Source organism: Streptomyces sp. NPDC048057, from assembly GCF_040653095.1.
Lineage (GTDB): Bacteria > Actinomycetota > Actinomycetes > Streptomycetales > Streptomycetaceae > Streptomyces.
In genome coordinates, this window is sequence record NZ_JBEZNF010000029.1 from 91,321 (window position 1) to 112,172 (window position 20,852).

Below are 20,852 nucleotides of genomic sequence, written 5' to 3' on the forward strand. Positions count from 1 at the left end.
CGTGCTTCCCGCTTGTTGCGTAGTTCGACGGATGCCTTCATCACACCTCTCTCATCGCGGTCCGGCCTTGCACCGGCAGACCGGCCCGCAGCAGGACGTCCTGCCCGGGGCGCCGGCTGACGTGGTGCCGCGTTGTGCACGGCTGCCGCAGGTCGTCTACGCCTCCCACGCGTCGCCCTCGCTCTCCTCACCGACATCACCATCCGGATCGACGTAGTCGACGAGCTCCGCCTCGACGACCTCGTAGACATCGTCTGGTTCTTGGGCCACGGCGCCGTCCGCAGGTTCGTAGCCGTCGTCTTCGTCGTCGGAGAAGAGTGCTGCCAGTGGATGCGGGGCCTGCCCGTCCTGTGACGCCTCCGTGCCACCTGCGCCTGCGGGCAGCGCCGGCAAAGCGTCCGCGGCCGGAGGCGACCAGGGAGAGATGGGCTGTGCCGGATAGGGCCGAAGCGTCGACAGGTCGAACTCCTCCAGCCCCGCGTAAGGATCCCGGGATGGTTCCTCGGTCTCCAGCTCCAGTCCCTGGAAGATCGGTTCTTTCCCGGTGCGCTTGGGCGGCGGCTTCGAGGAGCGCCGCCGGCGGTCGCGCTGCGCCAGGGACAGGGCGATGGCTTCCTCGTCCTGCTTGCTGTCGCCGGATGCGAGGTGCTGCTCTGCGCGTTCGCGCCACATGTCCGCCGTCCACGGATCGGTCAGCAGGTGCCGCAGTCGGAAATCGCAGGTAACCCAGGTGTCCGTTGTGTGGTCATACAGCCACGCCCGCTCGGGACGGTACGGGTTGAAGCGGCACTCCCACTGGCCGTTGCGGCCGGGCAGCTTCGACCCGCCTTGCAGGAGGATCTCCCGGTAGTGCCCGGCGTCCTGCGCGACGGGCTGATACGTCCGGCGGTTGATCATGAATCCGCCCTTGCCGGGAGTAACCCACCGCGTCAGCAGGAAGAAGCGGTTCTCGGCGGGGGAGAGCGGTACGGCACGGTAGCCGCTGCGGGCCACCTGGACGGCATACATGTCGTTGGGGGACAGCATGATGCCCGGGCGGAACGGATCACGCATCCCCGAGTGCGGGTTCTGCTGGTACTCCAGCGCCACCCATTCCTGGGCCATCTGCTGAAGCTCCGCGATGGTGAACAGCGGCATGCGGTCGATGCCGCGGCCGCGCTTCTTGTGGCTGCGGCCCTGCCAGCCGTGCCGAACGTACTGGCTGAAGCGGACCGCGAGGGTGATGAAGAAACGCTCGGCGATCGGCTTGTCGGATGCGGTCCTCTTGCGTGCGGGGCGACGGGCGATACGCAGCCGGTCGCAGACCTCGGTGAAGTGTTGGCTCACATAGGGGCTGCCGTGGTCGTAGATGATCAGTTCGGGGCGGATGACCGGGCGGGCGGCGGTCGCCTCCGTGAACCGTTCATCCGCCGCCGCCAGCGCTTCGAACGGCAGACTCGAGGTGGCGGCCGCGCTGAGAGGGTCCCAGCCGGGCATGACGGGCCAGGGCGCGAAAGCCTGGGCCAGCATTAAGGTCAGATCGATCGCGCGGGTCGCCTGGCCTGCCTGCCCGGTCTCGGCGTCCCTGGGACGGCTGGGAGTGATCATCAGCGCGCAGAGACTGTGGCTGGCCACGTCGATCAGCGTGGTCATCTCCGTGGCGGTGGGCCGGCCGCTGTCGCCGCGGGCCAGGATCCGCAGCGGTGTCGTGTCGACCTGCGTCACCCGCCCCGGCCGCAGCACAGCCTCACGCCCGCCATGAGGCAGCGGCGGAGTGGAGGCCAGAGCGGCACGGCCGCGAGTCGGCAGGTCCAGGACATCAGCCAGCCCGGACTCTTTCATCCGCAGATAGAACGTGGACCGGGAAGGCAACAGATCCGCCACGGCCGCCCGACCGCCGAGCTCTTTGCCATGGCGCGCGTGCAGCAGGTCCTCGACCTCTTCACGGATCAGGTCGATGGTCACGTCCGAATCGTTCGCGCGCCGCGCCACCACGTCCTGCATGGCGGTCAGACAGCGCGGATCAGTGAACCCTCCCGGCCGTCGTTCCCGCGCCGCAGGCAGCAGAACGACCGGGTTCTCCCCGGCCGCTTTCCACTTACGCCGCTTGTCAGCGAGAGTATGGGCGGAGTAACGCAGCCCCTCGCCCGCCAGCCGCGCCGACATCGCAGCACACCTCTGGGCCAGCGTCGTTTCCGGCCCGAACCCCTGCGCACGCTCACTGCAGCCCGGCGCCACACCAGTGTCGATCTCCACCATGCGAGCCTGCCAGAGGGCGGCCTCCTCCTCCCGTCCCTCCTGCAGTCCCGTCGTCCTGAGGGCCGCTCCGTCCGTCGCCTGCGCCGCACCACCGGTGAGAACGGCGAAGTCGTCCGCTCCCACCAGCCACCGGTACGACACCGCGCGAGGTGGCTCCTCGCCGTTCTGCCCCACCAGCGTGACCAAAGGCCCCCGCCACTCCGCCACCTCCCACTCCTGCCCCTGCCAGCGCACCTGTGCCCCGATGGACAGTGACTGTGCACGCCCGCCCTTGCCCGTCATCGCCACGCCCCTCTCCGGCCTTCAGGCTGTCCACACCTCGGCATCGGGCAGCAGCGGTCGCGCATTGTCGAACAGCAGCAGCTGCTGCCACAGCAGCCGATAGGCAAGGTCGAGCCCCGACAGCTTGTCCAACCCGCTTGCCGCCACCCCCGCCCGCAGCCCCCTCGCCGACCTGAAAGCCTCCAGCAGAGCCCATCCGTGACCCTCTTCCTCGCCCGAGGCAAACCGGTAGCCCGCCAGCCAGGCCAGGTTCCCTCCACGGACCCCCGAGGGCTCACGGACCTGCTGCACCCGCCAGCCGGCCTCCCGGGCCACCTCCGCAAGCACCTGAGACCTCGACGCAGGCATGTCCTGCTTGCCGGGCGGCTTCAGCACCAGCACCTCGCGTACCCCATCGGCTCTGCGAGCCACGAAATCCGGCCGCCAGCGGCGCTCGCGCCCACCGGCCCGCCACCTCAGCTCCACCGGGCCGGCGCTGAACGCCACCCACTGCGGCTCGAAGTCGAGCTCCATCGCCAGCCGCCACTGCCGCAGGCTGCCGCACACCACCGTCTGCTCCCGCGTCGCGATCGGCCAGTACGTGATGATGCCCTTGCGGCCCCGATATGGCACCGGTTCGCTCACCGGCCCGAACTCCTCCAGGGCCAACCCACGCAGCGCTGTCGCGGGGCACGCGCGCACCGGCCCGTACGGCTCGCGGTACAGCGCCACGACACCTGGGCCCGCCTGCTTGTCCAGCAGCCCACCAGAGGACGTCGCCGCGCTCACGCAGACCACCGCCCGCCGCGTACGTGTCCCGCCGGCTCTTCTCGCACCCGCCCGGGCGCCATACGGGTGGCGCGCCCCCATCCCGGTCGGCTTACTGCCGACCACGACGGAGCAGGCGAGGACCGACAGGTTCGCAACACGCCCTTGCCCTGCCCCTCTTCTGACGGCTGGAAGTACCGCAAAAGCCCAGGCAGCCATACTGCTCCGTGCCGGTGCGCACAGGATTGCCCGGCGGCCCGATACGCCCGAAAGGGTGAACGCGCCGGTGTGCTGCCGTCGGCTGCCCCCGTGACCTACACGCCCACGCACAAGAAGCGATCCTGCCTTTCAGAAGGAGGCCGCCTCGGCTACCCCGGCCCGCAGCCGGGCCACCGCGCAAGATGCCTCGCTGCCGCCTGTCCGGGCAAGGCAACCCCTGCACCCCTATGCCGCACCGCGGATATGGCGGGACGTCCAGCCACGTCGAAGCGCCCCGGCGCCACAGGGGCGGGGCCCAGAGAACAGACACCTGCCTGCCGGGCCCCGCGCTTCTACCGGAAGCTCTTCTTCAGGGCGGTCACAGGCGTTCCTGCAGTTCGGTTCCCCTGGGCACTGTGACCGCTGATCTGGCTGAACTCTCGCCAGGAACGGGGGTGTTCAGACAGCGTCTGCCGTTCTCCGCGCAGAGCGTGGATCAGGTCGCAGCCCAGGCGCTTGAGCTGCTGCTCGAGCCATTGCTGGCAGACCAGCAGGGTGCTGGCCTTGCCGCTGGGACGGACCCATGTCAGGTACTGCACCCGCAGCAGCCCGTCGGCGTCGTACCAGTGGGGCTGGTCGGGGTCGCGTCGCAGTCCGGCCCCTCTCAGCAGTGGGTCGTTGAGCAGGGTGACGCAGACGGAGGCATTCAGGGAACAGTCCGGCCCCTGTCCGCTCCACTGGTAGGTCTGGTCGGTCGGGATGGCCGTCACGGGCTTGCCGGTGGTGTCCGTGGCGCGGTCGTGCCGGCCCTGCGGCGTGGTGAGCAGCCGCTCCGCCCATTCGTCATTGTCCTCGACCGGACCCTCCGCCCACCGCCGCGCGAGATCGGCGAGCCTCTCCGCCCTCCTCCGTGCCTGCTGCTCACGCCAGCGGGTGTAGACGTCGCCGATCTCGCTCAGGTCAGCGGGCTCAGGATCGGGATCCAGCGTCTGTGCATCGTCATCGGATTCCTCGTCGCTGCCTGGGACAAGCAGGCTGTCCAAGGCGGGTTCTGCTTGCTGGACGGGTTCGTCCTCTTCGTAGACGAATGTGGCCACATGCCAGGTATCGGGTTCGGGATCGGTCCAGGGGCCGGGAGGTGTGGGGAAGTCGGCCAGAAGCAGACTGTGACGGTCGGGGCCCTCGGGCAACAGCCGGTTCGTCCACGGGCGGCCCTCAAGCCACGCGAGCAGGCTCGCGGACTGCTGGTCGGGCACGATCCAGCTGTAGAGGTGGTGCCACTGTTCGGCCTGGCCCCGGCCGGCGCTCCAGCCTCTGCCGTCGTGGTCGTCCGTGGACTGCTCGTGGAGGACGATCCACTGCCTGCCCTCACCGTCGGTCCTGAGGCCCAGCTCCTCCAGATCGGGCAGATGGTCCCCGGCGGTGATCCAGTCGGCCGCGCCGTCGTCGTCCGGCAGAGCCGGCACGGCAGGTGCCAGGGGGTGCGAGGGATCCGCGGGCGGGAACGTGGCGGTGTCGGATTCGTCGGGGCTGGTGTCGTCGTCCATGACGGAGAACGGGTGCCGGGCCGGAGGCAGGGAGGGATCGATGTCGAGCAGCAACAGCTGTGCCGCACCGGGATACCTGGCAGGGTCCTGCTCATTGGTCCGGTGAGGGTGGTGATGATTCGCCAGGCGCTCCACGAGCTCGTGCAGAGCCATCCATTGGTACTTCTTGCCGATCCGTTCGCCCTTGTGGGAGAGAGGGGAGCTGGGCAGACGACGCCGGTAGGTGTCGAACTCGGCAAAGAGCTCGGGAGACCAGCCAAGTTCGGCGACGCGGCCCAAAACCCACCGGGACGCCCATTCGGCATCCACGCGGTCCTGCGCGAGGCGTTCGTCCTTGGTCGGCGGCACCTGGCAGCCCTGCAGCAGTGCGTACTGATCCTGTTCCAGGACCCGCCTGCCCTCCCCACCGGCGAGGAGCTGCGCGACTGCTTCCGGCGTGCTCAAAGCGGTCCGGACGTCGGGCGGGAGGCTCTCGGCGAAAGCCGGGATGCCAGCGGGGTCGACCACGACCGGATCATGTCTCCGCTTCCACGACGGCCGGCTGGGATAGGCGCAGGGCAACGGCAGCATGCTGAAGTGGCGGACTGCGGGCTGGACCTCGTAGCGCGCGAAGTCGCCCAGCGACGATAGAGAAGAGAGGACCGCCCCCCACGAGGACTCCGGCTGCTCTGTCCGGGGGAAGCGCACATCGAGCTCCTCCTGCGCAGGCGCCGGCCCGAGCTCGGCACAGGTGTGCGGATGCCGGACGGTGGCTGCCTCCTCATCGGTGAGGCATCCGGCGCCGTGCGCCAGGGTGACCAGGCGCGTGGCCGCATCGCACAGCAGCGCGTTGCGTGAGGCGTGGGCGGGCGAACCGACGTCCCCATAGAGGTGATCGATGAGCCGCCGGGCGATCCGGCCCACCAGCGCATCCTGGTCCTCGCCCTGCCCGCTCCGGCCCACCACCCCGTAGGCGACCCACACCAGGCGCTCGAAGAGGTAGGGGTCGTCGACCTTCTCCGCGTCCTCATCGAGAAACCTGTCCAGCAAGGACTCCAGAACCTCTCCGTGCCCCAGGAGCAGCTGCACCAGTCCTTTCGTCGCCCGGTCCCGCAGAAACCGGTTGGACGACGTCAAAGTCCACACCAGGGTCGTGGCCGCCAGGCGGACAGCCTCCTTCTGCGCTGGACCCGACGCCTTAGCCTGCGGGCGGGCCCGCAGGCCCAGACGGGGCCGGGCAGGGCGCGAGGCCGGTCGCAGATGGGGTGGCGTGGGGTACTGCTCGGCCCAGCGCAGCAGCCGGTGCAGCGCGGTGACCTCCCCCAGCAGGTTGTACGTCTCGACACCCCACCACGCGTCACGCTCGGGCCGCGGCATCTTCGCCAGCGTCGCGTGAAGACGGTCGGCGTTGAGCAGATGCCCCGGCTCCGCGGTGACCGCCACCACGGCCTCCAGCACATCGCCGACACGTCCGTGACGGGCTGCCGTCTCGTTGAGGAGCTCGACGGTGCGCTCGTTGACGCTGCGGGTGCTGCGCAGCGGGAGAGTGGCCACAAAGCTCCGGGCCAGCTGACGGCTGCGCACCTCCGCCCGGCCGGTGGGCCTGTCTTCCCCCGCCAGCGGCGGGGGAGGGGAGACCAGAAGATCGATGAGTTCCGTTCCCGTCTGCTCGGGCAGCAGAATCGAGGCGGCTTCCTGGTAGTTCGGGGCGGCCGCAGCCAGCCAGGCCCGCACAGCCGAGTCCTCGCCCAGTCCCCGGCCCCCACGCAAGCGGTCGATCTCGCCCTGGTGGGCAGCGAACACCGACCGCACGACGCGGTCATCGCCGAACGCCTGGTAGGGAAAACCGATCCCCGTCTCCTCCTCGGCCCGGTAAGTCCGCTCGCTCGACACGATGCCCTGCAGGAGCAATTCCCCGAGCATGGTGTCCGGCCACTTCGCGGCCGCAGGCGCGTACGCGTCGACCAGGGCACGGGCCTGTTCCCGGCCCAGCACGGACACCCCGGTGGCGGCCATGTGCGCGGCCAGGGCGTCCACCGCACGGTGGACCGGCCGGGTCAGCGGATCCAGGCCAAGGCGCGCACAGATCACCTCTGCCCGGTGCTCGACGTAGGCGTCGAAGACGGTGCTGCGGTCACGGGCCTGCCCGGCGGTGTCGGTTGAACCGCGGCCTCGGCTCTTTTCCAGACCGTCCGCATACAGCTTCACGAACAACGGGTTGGTGAAGACCGAGGAGAGCAGGGGAGTGCTGGGAAGAGCCGCAGGGTCTCCCTTGAGGTAGCTCTCAAGGCCTTCCATCTCCCGACCGGCGAAACCGGGATGGTCCGAGGCGGGACCCTCAAAACCGTCGGGTACGACCAGGGGTGCGAAGGTCGAGCGGCAGGACACCACCAGGGCGATGTGCCGGAACGCGGCGATGCGCCCCTGCAGGGCGAGCAGCTCGCCCTTCCAGCGCGTGGCATCGTCGGCGTCGTTGAGTGCGTCGATGATCAACAGGAAGCGGCAGTTGCTTGCGGCTCCCGCGGCGTCCATCGCTTGAAGGAAGTCCCGCTCGGCGATCGCGCCCAGTCCGCGTTTCTGCGCGATCTCGGTCAACGCATCGCGCCCGCTGAGCTCCTGGCCGAACACCACCAGCGCCGGCCGGCCGGCGTCCACGGCCCGGCGTGCGGCGTCGACCAGCAGATGCGTCTTGCCCTGCCCGGCCGCTCCCTTCAGTAGCCATGTTCCCTTCTGCGCCGCCTGGGCCGCCGTGTCCCGCATCAGCGCCGTCATCCGTTCGCAGGCGCTGTGCGCACGTCCCACAGGACCCTCGGCCAGCGCCTTGATGCCCTCCCAGGCCGGCCGTTTGTGCCCCGGCATCGCAGGCGAAGCGGAAGCCTCGGCGTGCCGGGAATGCGTGACGAACCGGTCGGCCAGCTGCGCGAAGTCATCCAGCAGGCGCGCCATGTCCTCAGCGACAGCGGCTGTCTCCTCGGCAGGGAAGCCGGATGCCGCAGACGCGGCGGAGAGGCCGTCAACGGCCTCTTGTGCGCCCTGTCGTATCGCAGGCGCCCACGACCGCACCCACCGCGACAGCTCCTGGTGTGCCGGACTGCTGGGCGAGGGGGGATGGGAGACGTCCCACTGTGTCAGCTGGGTGAGGAACGCTTCGGTGTCGCTTTGCAGGTCCCGGGCCCTTTGGGCGCTGTGCCGCACGAACTCCGCGGGCAGCGCACACGCGTCGGCCACCTGGGCCAGTGGCAGCGGCACATGATGCTGGGGGGTGTAGCGCGACTCAGCCAGACGCTCAGCCAGCGTGACCTGTTCCTTGAGCCACTGGCTGCCCAGCGCGCGCTTTTCGAAGAAGAACCACAGGCGCCCCTCGTTTCCCGGCCGGTTCAGCCGCGTCAGCAGATCCCCGCCCCCGATGTAGCGGATGTCGACATCAGCGAGACCGGGCAGCGTCTTCTTCCACGAGGCGACGGCCCTGTTCCACCGCTCCCGCCCGCCTTTACGCCGCTTGCCCGCCGGGGTGAATGGGGTGGGGTCGGTGAGGTCGATGGGGGTGAGGAACTCCAGCCGGACGATCTTCCGGTGGGCGATGTTCTCGCCGACCGTCGCCGCGCTCTTCTTCGCCTGGGGGAGCAGGTCGTCGATGTCGTCGACGAACTTGACCTGGTATCCGTGTGCGGCACTGCCGTCGGGGGCCTGGTCGTACCATTCGACGCCGCCGTCCGGAGCCGCGGTCTTGATCGTCTCCCAGCCCGCGGGGGCGTCGAGGCGGAGCTGGAAGCACAGTTCCTCGAAGGCACGATGCTGGCTTCCGTCCCACTCCCGGATGCTCCGCCAGTTGTGAGCCCTGCTGTCGTTCGCTGTCACTGCCGCCCTCTGACCCGTTCCGCCGCCCCACAGCGTGCGCGCCGGATGCCAGCCTAAAGGCCCGCACTGACAGCGGGGCCCGCTCTTTCGACCGGGAACCAGGCCGGCGCAGGGCGCCGCCGGGTTCCTGCTGCGTCCCGGCCGCCGGCGGGCAGGCCAAGACCCTCAGGACAGGCACGAGCGCTGTTCCAGCGGCCCGGTCGGCGAGGCGAGCCGGCGGTGCCCCGGGGCAAGCGGCAGTCGCCCCCGCCGCCCGACGGCAGGCTGCGTTGCGGGGGCGGCCCGTGTCCGGTGGCGGTGCAGCCAGTCCAGCAACGCGGCCCTGCCCGCCTGGGCGTCCACCTCCCACGCCTCCATCAGCGCCTCGGCCTGGCCGAGCCACCGGCCACGGGCCTGGGCGTCACGGACGTCCGACTGCTCGAACCCGGCCATCAGCTGCGCAAGCCGCGCCGCCTCCGGGTAGATCACCAGCGGCATCACCCGGCTGCTGCGGTCCTCCAGCCCGCAGGCCCACGCCCGGTGGCCCCAGCGCGGCACCATGGGCATCGTCCGCCACCATTCCGCCGCTACCTGGAAGGCGTCGGCGAACAACTCTTCGCCCGACCGGCCGAACCGTCTCTGCAGCCGGACCCGCTCCCGGTGCGCGTCGACGACCTCGGGAAGCTCCTGCAGGGACAGCCCGCCCTCCGGCTGCGTCCTGGAGTCGTCGCACCACCGCCCGTGCCGGGCGCATACCCGCCAGCCGTTCGGTACCAGCCACCACGCCGGCTCCCTGACCCCGAGGCCCTGCGCACACCCGGGGCAGCAGCGCACCAGATGGCCTTCCGACGGCTGCCAGGGCCACTTCCACACCGCGTCCCCGTCACCTGGCAGGAGGTGGCGCGCAGCCAGCGCCGGCAGTGCCTGCCGCAGCACGGCCGCCGACTGGCCGGCCAGCACGGCCAGATACTCAAGGCCCGGTCCGTTCACGTACATCTCGGTGCACTGCGGGTACTTCGCCACCCGGGCAGCACCCTGCGACGACGATCCCGTGCCCTGGCCCACGCGCTGGAGGAAGTCCGCCAGGCCCAGCCCGTTGGCGTGCGCCAGCCGGTTCACGAACGACCCCGTCGACTCCCCGGGCAGCGGCGAAATGCGCATCGGCAGAGGCTGACGCGGACCGTAGGGCCCCGGCATCTGCAGCACCAGCCCAGCCCCCTCTTCCGCGACCGCCCCGCATACCTGCGTTTCCATCGTCGCCAGCCGCCCCGCAGCCCGGTCAAGGTCCCTTAACTCCTTCGGGTGAACCCGACGGCAACACCCCAACAGCCTGCACGGCACGGGTCTGAACCTTGATCCGCAACGTGACGATCCGCTGCCGGGAGGGCATCGTGGCCACGCTGATGAGCAACGGCCTCAGAACACCGCTACGCGGCCACCAGACACTCGCCGTCGACGCCTGCGTCCACGAGTTCACCGACGGCGCGCCCCGCGTGAGCGTCGTCATGGCCACCGGAACGGGCAAGACCCTCGTCGCCCTCAACACCGTCCAGGAGACCGCCCCCCAGGGCAATGCGCTGATCGTGATGCCCACCCTGGATCTTCTCGAGCAGACGGCCGCCGTCTGGCAGAGCGAAGGCCGTCAGGGAATCTACCTGGGCTACTGCGGGCGCGACGGCCCCCAGGTCCGGCCGCTGCGCGGCGTTCTCACCATGATCCGCGACCCGGGCGAACTCGCCCGCCGTGCCTCGCTGGCCGACGGCCCGGTGAACGTCTTTTGCACCTATCACTCGCTGAACAACCTGACCCGGGCCCACCGCGACCACCACCTGCCGCGCTGGGACATCGTGATCTGCGACGAAGCCCACCGCACCGCCGGCAACCGTCACAAAGCCTGGGGCGTCATCCACGACAACGACGCCCTGCCCGCTCGCCACCGCCTTTACCTGACCGCCACCCCGCGCGTCTTCGACGAGAAAGCCGGCTCCCAGGTCGCAGTTGGCTGCGAAGTGGCCTCCATGGACGACCCCAGCCTCTACGGCCCCGTCGTCTACCGCATCTCCCTCGCCGAGGCGATCGACCAGGGCCTGCTCGCGGACTACCGCATCGTCGCGGTCGAGATCAGCGACGCCGAACTGCACCGCGTCCTCAGATACGCCTCCATCGACTCCGTCGGCGCCGAAGCCCTGCGGGTGGCAGCCGCCCAGATCGCCCTGCTGCGTGCCCAGGAGCGATACGACCTGCGGCGGACCCTGACTTTCCATCGCCTCATCGTCTCCGCCGGCATGTTCGCCGAGACCCTTCACGAAACAGCGGCGCTCATGCCCTCCGGGACGCAGGCGCCTCTCCTGGTCGGCACCGTCAACGCCGACCAGGCCCCCGCTGTCCGCAGGAAGATGATCGAAACCTTCGGGTCCGTCCCGATCAACAGCCCCAGCCCCGACGCCGCGCCCCAAAGAGCGGTCCTGACCAACTGCCGCTGCCTGGGTGAGGGCATCGACCTCCCCAGCACCGACTCGATCCTCTTCGCCGACTCCAAGCAGAGCTCCCTCGACATCACCCAGGCCGTCGGCCGCGCACTGCGCCAGAACCCCGGCGACGACAAGATCTCCACCATCATCGTCCCCGTCTTCATGGAACCCGGCCAAGAACTGGAAGAGGGAGTCAAAGGAACCCGTTACCGTCTCCTTTACCAGGTCCTCATCGCCCTGAGCACTTACGACGAGCACGTCATCCACCGTGTCGACTGGGCTATCTCCGACGATTCCGAGGACAACCCGGGAGTCGCCGCCCGGCCCGAACGCGCCGACGAGATCATCCCCTTGCTCGACCTCCAGGCCACCGGAGCGCCCAACCGGGTATGGCGGATCGGATTTGAAAGCGCCCAGCGCTTCTTCGACACCTACGGGCACCTCAACGTCCCTAGCCGCTACCTCGGCCCCGACCACTTCTACCTCGGCTGGTGGCTCGGCCGGCAGCGTTCCCTGCGCATCAACCGCATGCTCCTGCCCGAACGCATCGAACAGCTCGACACCCTCGGCATGATCTGGCCCCACCCCCCGCACAGCATCGAACACAAGCTGCAGATCGCCCGCGACTACAAAGACCGCCACGGCCACCTCGCCCCGCACCGCGAAGAAACCTTCGGTGGAATCCGCCTCGGCCGCTGGATCGCCGACCGCCGCCGCGAAGCAAACAAACGCACCCTGCCCTACGGCTACCAGCGCGCCCTCAACGAGATCTACCCCTGGTGGAACACCCGCTGGCCCAAGCACTGGCACCACACCTACGCCCAGGTCCTTACGGCCGCCCGCGCTGGCAACCTGCCCTTCCCCGACCTGCGCCCCGACATCGACGAGACCCCCCTCACCCGCTGGCTCGACCACCAGATCGACGCCCTGCCTACCCTCCACAAAGACCAGCACGAACTCCTCGGCGCCCTCCCGCTGCGCCACCCCCTGGCCCTGCTCCTGCGCCGCCCCCGCGGCCATGCACAATGGGCCTTCGCCAGAGGACTGCTCGCGGCACGTGCCTTCTGGCGCAGCCACCAGCACCTCGACGTCCCCTCCGACTACCTCTGCCCCGACACCGGGCTGCACCTCGCCTCCTGGATCGCCGACAAACGCCGCGACCCGCTCCGGCTCACCCCCGAACAACGCCACGCACTCGAAGCCCTCGACTTCCGCTGGATCCGCTGACCGGTACGTGGCCTGCGATCAAGCCGGCCCGAGGGCATGCCGAACTGTCTTTGCAGCTGAGCCTGAAGACGATTCGTGTTGCTTGTTGTGCTCGTCTTCCTGAGTGCAGCGCTGCGGTGATTCCCGCGCCCTGGGATGGCCCGTAGCACCCGCTACTCAGGATCCGGCACCGTTGAACGGTTCATGACCGACCATCGTGACCGCCAGAGCGTGATCAAGGTTGAGATCACAGCTGATGACTGGAGTGCCGCCGAAGCAGGAGCCGAGTGCCTCTCAGCTCTGGCTCACCGGCAACGTTCAGCGCGCGAGGCCCTCGAGATGCGGTGGACCCGCCGCTGGCGGCACCCCATGGGGCGTGGATGTCGTCGTGCGGTCCTGGCCAGCGAAAGCGAACCGGCGGGATCACTCGAACGAGGGTAAATTAGAGGATAAATCTGCAGATAAATCTGCTAGGTTCTGAGGTATGTCGACCCAGGATGAGCTGTTCGATGCGGTGGATGCGTTGCTGGCGGGGGAGCCGGCGATGCCGCCGCCGACGGAGCGGGCGCGGCTGCGTGAGGCGGCCGGGGTCACGCAGGCGCGGCTCGCGCAGGTTCTGGAGACTAGTACGCAGACGGTGAAGAACTGGGAGGCGGGCCGCAGCGAGCCGAGGGCCCCGCGCCGCGCGCCGTATCAGCGGCTGCTGGAGGGATGGGCGCAGAAGTATCCCGCCCCAGCACCGGAGATGTTCGCCGCCCCGGCTCCGTCCCCAGCGCCGGCTGTTCCGGCAGTCGAGCAGCCTCCGGGACTCGCGGGAGGAGCAAGCGCCTCAGCACCGGAGACGACCGCGGCCCCGGCACCTGCTGCTCCGGCGGCCGAGGAGCCCCCGCGGCTCGAGGCAGCGCCCAGCCCGGCGGCCCCCGCCCATCCGACGACAGTGCGGCGCCCGGGCATCAAGAAGACCGCCGCTTCGAAGCCTGTGGCCACTGCACCGATCGCTGGCGACCCGAGGTTTGTGAATGGGCCGCTGGCCGTCGTCGACGTCGACGATGAGGGCCAGGTCTACGCGTACTGCGTGGGTGGTCTGGTCCTGGACGTGCCCGCGAAGACACTGCCCTCGCTGGTGGAGTGGACGCTGGCGGAGGCGCAGCTCGGTGCGGAGCGGCTGAACGGTTCGGGCAAGGACGCCGACCCGCTCCTCGTCCTCACCAAAACCGCTCTGGAGCGCTTTGGCCTGCCCGTCGAGCTGACCGACGAGGAGCGTCTGGCCGGGCGCCTGCCGGACGCCCACAAGGCGATCGCCCAGTTGACCCGGGCGCAGTGGCAGCTGACGAAGCGCGGTCTCGGCCCCTGGGCGCGGATCTACCGCCCCGCTCAGGGCGGCCGCCGTTCCTGCGTCCAGCTGTGCATTCCGTCCTGGAACGCGCTCGATGCCCGCAGCTGGGGCCACGCCGCAGACCTCCCTCCTGCCGAACTTGCGGCTGTTCTCGGTACGTACGCCACGCGGGTCATGACCCCACGAGGTTCCACCGCCGTCACCGGCCTGGAACTGATGACCGCCCTGCACCCGCCCACCCGGGCCTCCGCCCCGGACGAGAGCGGCAAGCGGCATAGCGAACACAACCCCGGCTCCCTGGGCAAGGAACCGATGGACCCACCGCCGTGCGAGGCGACCGACGGCCACCCGGTCCTCGCTCACCTGCCGCGTTTCCATGTCCGGACGCCGGCCGAGAAGCTCTTCGAGGAGGCGTACGACTGGGCGCGCCCACTCACCGACGACGAGTGCATGCGGCGCCATCTCGTCGGCATCGACGTGAACATGGCCTTCGCCGCCAGCGCCAACGGCGCGGTCGTCGGCCTCGCCACGGCGCCGGTCCACGTCACCAACCCCGCCTTCGACGCGAAGACACCGGGCTCGTGGTTGGTCGACCTCTCCCATGTCGACCTGTCCCGCATAAAGGTCGGCAAGCAGTGGCACACCCTCGACGGCGACCTGCTGCCCAGCCCCTTCACTCCGACCGGTAAGCGCCCCGCAGGGCCTGCCTGGTATGCGACCCCGACCGTCGCCTACGCCGCCGAACTCGGCTACGACGTCGCCCCCCTCGAGGCCTTCATCCGCCCGGAGTCGGGCCGCTACCTCGACGGCTGGTACAAGCGGCTGCGCGACGCCTACGTGTCGACGATGACCGACCTCGGCGTCACCGAGAACCTGACGCCACCAGGACTGCTCGCGGCGATGGACGGCTACAAGCAGCGTGACCCGCAGACGGCGATCGTCCTGGACGCGATCAAGTCGACGGTGAAGAACGGCATCGGCAAGTTCCAGGAGAGGGCACGCGGCGGAGGCTGGCGGCCGGGACAGCCCTGGCCGGCTCTCGCACGCCCCACGTGGCGCCCGGACATCCGCGCCGTCGTGATCTCCCGCGCCCGGATCGGCATGCACCGCAAGATGGTGGCACTGGCCGCCGCTACCGGCCGCTACCCGGTCGCCGTGCTGTCCGACTGCGCCGTCTACGCCGCCGACGGACCCTCACCACTCGACGTCCTGCCCTACGACGACGCGGGCAAGACGGTACCCGGGTCGTTCCGGCTCGGGGTGTCGCCCGGGATGGTCAAGCACGAAGGAACCCAGACGACTCTGTGGGCCGAGGAGCTCCGCGAACGGGCTCAGGCCCCGGAGCTGAACCTGGCCCGCTACATCAAGACCGGCGACGTCACCACCGCCGACACAGAGGAGTAGGGCACCAAAGATGACCAAGTCCGTCGGCGAGGGACTCGACAACGCACTGGAGCAGGCCGTCACACGCCCAGCGCCCAAGAGCGCGGGCGCGCAGATGCGGTACCTGGTCAAGCAACTGAAAGGAACCAAGGCCGCCGCCCAGGCCCTCGGGATCTCCCAGCGCACCGTTGAGCGGTACATGAAGAACCAGCTCAAAAAACCGCGCCCGGACCTCGCCGACCGGCTGTCCGGCGAGGTGAAAAAGCGATGGCAGCCCCGCGTGAAGGCGCAAGCGAAGAAGACCGCCGGGACGAGCAGCGGCCTCATCATCGACGTCCAGGGCCGCCTCGGCTACAGTGCGCCCGTCGGCACCACGGACGAGGCCCGCGAACGCCACCTCACCGTAGCGCTGCCGCCGCGCTTCGCCGAGCGCCTGTTCGCCGCGCAGGAGCAGGGCGCCTCTGAGTACCAACTCCAGCAGATTGCTGCCGAAGGACTCAAGGAGACGTACTTCCAGAACCAAGGGACGCGGGCCGGGAGCCTGGAGGAAGTGCGCCTGTTCGACGTCCAGCACATCGAGTTCGGCCTCTAGACCAGCCCCGGACCAGGAGCCCACGGACTGCTCCTCAACACTTCTTCCTCTCAGGGAACCACCTACTTCCGAACCGGCAAGACCAACGAAAGCCTCATGGAGCCTGCCAGCCTGGCCCTCAACTCGGTTCATCAGGTCACCGAGAGCCTGATGGTGCGCGGCTTCCTCGAGACCGACGCAAAGACACTGTTGACGTTGAGGACCCTTGACGAGCTGCGAGCCCGGACTTTTGTCCACGGACAGCGGGCCGTCCGGGTGAGCGGACTTTTCAGGTCCTCGTGGGCGGACAGTTGATCTCCCTGTCCGGTATGACTTTTCGTAGCTCGGTTGGCTCAGTCAGGTTGATGGGCTCAGGGGGACGACGCCCTGGCCTGTGGTGGCCTGGGTCAGTCGCAGGCTGGAGCCCTCGGTGAGGACGATGTGAGCGTGGTGCAGGAGCCGGTCGACGGCGGCGGTGGCCAGGGTCTTGGGCATGATCGAGTCGAACCCTGAGGGGTGCAGGTTCGAGGTGACGATCACGGACCGGCGTTCGTAGGCGGCGTCGATGACGCGGTAGAACGCCTCGGCGGCGGCTTGTCCGGAGGGCAGCATCCCGATGTCATCAATGATGATCAGGTCGCATCGGGTGATCTTCGCGACGGCCCTGGAGACGGTGTTGTCGACGGTCGCCCGCCCCAGATGGGCGGTGAGCGATTCGAGGGTGAACCAGGAGACCTTCATCCCCTCGTCGATGGCCTTGTTCGCGAGGGCCTCGGCGAGGTGGCTTTTGCCCGTGCCGGAGGGGCCGGCGACCGCCAGATTCTCCGCGCGGCCGACCCATTCCAGAGTCATCAGGGCCTGCTGGGTAGGGGCTGGGATGGAGGAGTCGGCCTCACGCCAGGAGTCGAAGGTCTTGCCCGACGGGAGCTGGGCCTGCTGGCGGTGATTGCGGCGGGTCGCCTCGTCCCGGCCCTTGATCTCTTCCTCCAGCAGGAGCCGGACCACTTCGGCCGGGTCCCAGCGCTGTGAGCGGGCCGTCGCGAGGATCTCGGGTGCCGCCCGGCGCAAGTACGGAAACCGCATCCGCTTCAGGACGGTCTCCAGCTCGATGGGGATGGGCGGCGGCGTGGGCGACGGCGGGACCGGGGACGGGGCGGGAACGATCTCGGGCGGATCAGCAACGGCGGTGGTGCTCATCATCGACTGCCTTTCTGCGGTGGACTGTTCGGGCTTGGCGGTCCCGGGCCGCGAAGCGGCCCGGGACCGGGGGTCAGGTGGGCGGGCGGCCGAAGTCGGCCCAGGCGGAGGTGCCGGGCTGGACGGAGTGCGCCTCGTCCGCGACGACGAGGTCGGCGGGCCGGGTGCCGTGGCGGCGGTGCTGGACGATGGACATCAGATCGTCCTCGGCGAACCGTCCCGCGGTCGCCGCGAGACCAAGACCGAGGTCGACTTCGGCGGGGCCGATGAGGGCGGCGAGCTCGACAGCGGCGGCCATCTTCACCCGGATCCGGGTGGTGCCCGCGGCCCCGGCCTCGATCAGCCAGGACTTCGCCCCAGGGCCGAGCGCGAGGAAGGCTTCCTCGGCGTCGTTGACGGGCTTGGGTCTGGGCTGGCGCGGGGAGCCGTCCATCTCCTGCGGATGGTTGGGATAGTGCGCCAGGTCGATGACGGGACGTCCGGGCAGCGACAGCGGATGCCGGGCGACTTCCATCAGCCCGGCCGGGCCCTGCATCCACTCCGGCCGGTGCGCGAGCCGGGACAGGTCCACCACGACCACAAGTTCCTCGCCGTCCGCGCGGACCCAGGCTTCCTGGCCGACCAGACCCGGCGGGGTCGAGTACCGGACCGAGCCGAAGCGGACGGTCTGGTCCCGCAGCACCTGCCGGGACTCGCCGAGCGCGAGGGTGTGGGGGGCCTCGGGCAGCGGGTGCAGCCGGGTGCGCTCGACGTCCAGAGCGGAGGCCGGGGTCTTGCCCGTCTCGCGGTGGACGCGGGTGTTGACCTGTTGGCAGAAGATCGCGCAGGCCCCGCGGAGTTCGGCGAAGCTGCCGTACTTCTCCCGCAGGTTCGCCGAGGTGGGGATCAGATCCGCCTTCGCGATGCGGACGGTGGCCTCCGAGCCGCCCTTGGACTCGGGATCGAACGGGACACAGGTGTGGACCTGCAGGCCGTAATGGCGTCCCGCGGCGACGACTTGAGGATGACGGACCGCGATCCCGGCGACCCGGTCGATGGTCATCGTCTTCTCGTTGTCGGTGAGCACATAGGTCGGTGCTCCGCCGATCGCCCGCAACGTGGAGTCGATGCACGAGATCACGGTGGGCAGGGTCCGGTCCCAGACCGGGATGACCACACGGAACCGGGACCAGGCCAGCCACGCACAGAACAACAGCGTCTCGCGCTCATCACCACTGCCCGGACCAGGCACTTTCGGGCCCCATCCCCAGTCGAACTGCAACCAGAGACCGGGCTCGGTGATCCACGGCCGGTAAGTACGGCGGTGGCCGGCCCGCCAGCGGTCCTTCGCCCGGGCGACTGCCCGCCGGGTCGTCCGCTCGTCCCCGGCGAACCCCATCAGCTGAAGGCGTTCATGGAGCTTGTCGGCCCGCACCGTGCCCTGCGACCGTTCGACCCACTCCTCGATCTTCGGCATGAACGGGTCGATCACCTTCGGCCGGCTCACCGGACCACCCGTGGGGCGACCCGCGTCCCTCATTCGTGCGTACCGGCGCACGGTCTTCGGATCGACCCCCGCCAGCGCAGCCGCCGAATGCGCGCAATCGGTGGCGTCGAGAGCCTCGAAGATTTCCATGATCTCCCTGTCAGACTTCTTCACGGTCCCTCCGGATCGGTTGATCTCAATGCCAGGCAGCACTGAGCCAACCCCCGGAGGGATCACCTGTTCGGAACCGACACGAATGGGTCCACGGAAAGGGAGATCAACTGTCCGCAGAGCAGGATCCGACTTGTCCGCTTATAGGGATTCTGCGCTGTCCGCTCTCAACTTTACGAAGCCTTGCCGAAATTGAGGCGGACATTCGGCAGTGCGCGAGTCAGGCCTGACGCGCTGTGCACCTGCCTGATCCATCAGCGTGAGGACACCCGATTCCTGCTCACCGGGCAGGTCAGCTTGCGAGGAATCCGGTGCAGGCGATGTAGCGGTGTGAGCCGTCGCCGACCGACCACACCACGGTATACGTGCCTGGGGCGTAGGAGGCATCAGCCCCGGAGAAGTCTCCCGGCCAGGTGACGACTGCTGAGGTGTCGGACTGCAGGCTGCCTCGAGCCAGCCGTGACGTTCCATCGGGCACATACACGCGGGCCAAGACGTTCATCTCCGGTTGCACGGGATCGAAATTGCCGTACTTGTTACGCAGCGCGAGCTCCACCGCGTCCCCAGCCCGAACTTCACCCGGGACAAAAATCTGCCACGCCCCCTCGACTCCTGCCTGCTTCCGCGGAACGCAGTCCACCTCGGCAGGCACGTAGGTGAACGGCGGCGGCTGCAGCGAAGGAGAAGGGGACGGTTTCGCCTCCTCGGCCGGAGCTGAAGACGCCGCAGCAGCCAGAGAGGTGGGCGAGGGGATCGGGCGAACAACCTCCTCCGCGGGTGGCTGAGCTGCTGGCGCGACCGTGCGAGGTGGCGCGATCGATTCGCTTGGCGCCGCAGCCGGTGCCTGGTTGGGCGTCCCGGTGGCTTTCACGGCGACAGCTCCGCCGATGGTTCCTGCGACGAGGGAGGCCACGGCGGCCATCGCAACAACCCCAGGACGCTTTCGCCGCGAGCCAGCGGACCGCCAGGCGGGATCGTTCTCTTGCGCCACACCCCAAGACACGCTCGCCAGGTCGGAAGCCAGGGTTGGCTGCTTGCTTGCGGGTGTGACTGTAGTGGCCTGTGCGGCAAGCAGCGCTGAGCATGCACGGGTGAGTTCTGCCCCAGTAGGCCGGTCTCCAGGCTGCTTGGCCATAGCCTGCTGGACCAGAGGCAGAAGGTCGCCAGGAAGACCTGAAAGATCGGGCCGGGCGGACATGACGCGGAAAGCCACGGCATCTGGAGCACCAGTGCCAAACGGGAGACGGCCTGTGGCCGCATAAGCAACCAGTGCGCCCCAGGCGAAGATGTCTCCTTCAGGACCCACCGCACCCGTCTGGTAATGCTCGGGACTGATCCAGCCCGGAGTGCCAGTGACGGCCCCGGTCCGTGTCACCGACGTGCCGTCCAGGGCGTGGGAGATGCCGAAGTCCAGCACCCTGGGGCCGGACGGAGAGAGGATGACATTGCCGGGCTTGATGTCCCGGTGGATAACCCCGGCTTCATGCATTGAGGCGAGCGCGGCCACGGTCCCAGCAGCGAGCGCGTACAGATGTGTGTCCTGTACAGGGCCGTTTGCATCGAGGTACTGGGCGAGTGTAGGCCCAGGCACGAAGAGGGTGGCGAGCCATGGAGCAGCCCCATCGGTGTCGGCATCGTGGACCGAGACCAGGCACGGTCCTGTCACCCTTTGGGAGAGTTGGACCTCGCGACGGAAGCGAGCCCGGAACTCATCGTTCGTAGCGTGCGCAGGGTGGATGACCTTGACAGCCAGGCGTAGCCCGACGGTATCGACAGCCGCATAAACGACGCCCATACCGCCACTCCCGAGCCGGCCGATGACACGCCAGGCACCTATTCGGCGCGGATCGCCAGGGAGCAGCGGCTGGATACGGCTGGACACGACCGCTCCTTACGTGTGATCGGCTCGGGTGAGAGGCGATGAATGCTACCGAGCCTCCGTGATGGACCAGCAGTTGCGGTCCTGATGCTTTCCACTCAGTCCCGCCACCCGCAGCTGGCGCCAGCAAGGAAGCGGAAAACTGCTTCCAGCTGGCTGGAGCCACAAGGTGCGGGGACGTCTTCTCGAGGTCATCTATTGGGCAACCCTTGGGGCCGAGAAAGTGCGACGCTCCGCAGACGCAGCGTCCGCCAGCGACCTTCTGGGTGCAGGCGACGGCGGAGCGGGCCACCTGGGCCAGACGGAGGTGTTCGTTGACGGAGAAGCTCTAAGCTCGGGGAGTTG

10 protein-coding genes are annotated in these 20,852 nt (G+C 69.1%); 3 read left to right on the forward strand and 7 right to left on the reverse strand.

Going from position 1 to position 20,852, the window contains the following annotated elements:
• Nucleotides 1-156 precede the first annotated feature (156 nt).
• From AB0E05_RS29195 to AB0E05_RS29210, 4 genes are all read right to left on the reverse strand, one after another.
• A complete protein-coding gene (locus AB0E05_RS29195) occupies nt 157-2,520 on the reverse strand; it encodes a transposase (protein ID WP_361968887.1) in 2,364 nt (787 codons plus the stop codon).
• 21 nt (nt 2,521-2,541) lie between these two features.
• The gene (locus tag AB0E05_RS29200) at nt 2,542-3,288 is read right to left on the reverse strand and encodes a TnsA-like heteromeric transposase endonuclease subunit (protein ID WP_361968857.1); all 747 of its coding nucleotides are present in this window, start codon (nt 3,286-3,288) and stop codon (nt 2,542-2,544) included.
• 530 nt (nt 3,289-3,818) lie between these two features.
• Complete coding sequence (locus tag AB0E05_RS29205; protein ID WP_361968859.1) at nt 3,819-8,849, reverse strand: hypothetical protein; 5,031 nt, start codon at nt 8,847-8,849, stop codon at nt 3,819-3,821.
• Between the two features lie 165 nt (nt 8,850-9,014).
• Nucleotides 9,015-9,989 carry a TniQ family protein gene (locus AB0E05_RS29210; protein ID WP_361968861.1) on the reverse strand — a complete coding sequence of 325 codons (975 nt, stop codon included), beginning with the start codon at nt 9,987-9,989 and terminating at the stop codon, nt 9,015-9,017.
• A gap of 203 nt (nt 9,990-10,192) precedes the next feature.
• On the opposite strand from AB0E05_RS29210, the gene AB0E05_RS29215 reads away from it, so the two are divergent.
• From AB0E05_RS29215 to AB0E05_RS29225, 3 genes are all read left to right on the forward strand, one after another.
• Nucleotides 10,193-12,526, forward strand: a complete 2,334-nt coding sequence (locus AB0E05_RS29215; RefSeq protein ID WP_361968863.1) for a Helicase associated domain protein — start codon at nt 10,193-10,195, stop codon at nt 12,524-12,526.
• 463 nt (nt 12,527-12,989) lie between these two features.
• Nucleotides 12,990-15,245: a helix-turn-helix domain-containing protein gene (locus AB0E05_RS29220; RefSeq protein ID WP_361968865.1), complete on the forward strand. Its 2,256-nt coding sequence runs from the start codon at nt 12,990-12,992 to the stop codon at nt 15,243-15,245.
• Between the two features lie 10 nt (nt 15,246-15,255).
• Entirely contained in the window at nt 15,256-15,816 is a 561-nt protein-coding gene (locus AB0E05_RS29225) for an XRE family transcriptional regulator (RefSeq protein ID WP_361968867.1), read from the forward strand.
• A 336-nt stretch (nt 15,817-16,152) separates the two neighbouring features.
• On the opposite strand, the gene istB is transcribed toward AB0E05_RS29225, so the two are convergent.
• The 3 genes from istB to AB0E05_RS29240 form a co-directional block, all read right to left on the reverse strand.
• Nucleotides 16,153-16,992, reverse strand: coding sequence for an IS21-like element helper ATPase IstB (gene istB / locus AB0E05_RS29230; protein ID WP_361968869.1), 840 nt, complete (start codon nt 16,990-16,992; stop codon nt 16,153-16,155).
• 73 nt (nt 16,993-17,065) lie between these two features.
• Nucleotides 17,066-18,607, reverse strand: coding sequence for an IS21 family transposase (gene istA, locus AB0E05_RS29235; protein ID WP_361968871.1), 1,542 nt, complete (start codon nt 18,605-18,607; stop codon nt 17,066-17,068).
• Between the two features lie 313 nt (nt 18,608-18,920).
• On the reverse strand, nt 18,921-20,510 hold the full coding sequence (locus tag AB0E05_RS29240; protein WP_361968873.1) for a protein kinase: 1,590 nt from the start codon (nt 20,508-20,510) through the stop codon (nt 18,921-18,923).
• Nucleotides 20,511-20,852: the final 342 nt, after the last annotated feature.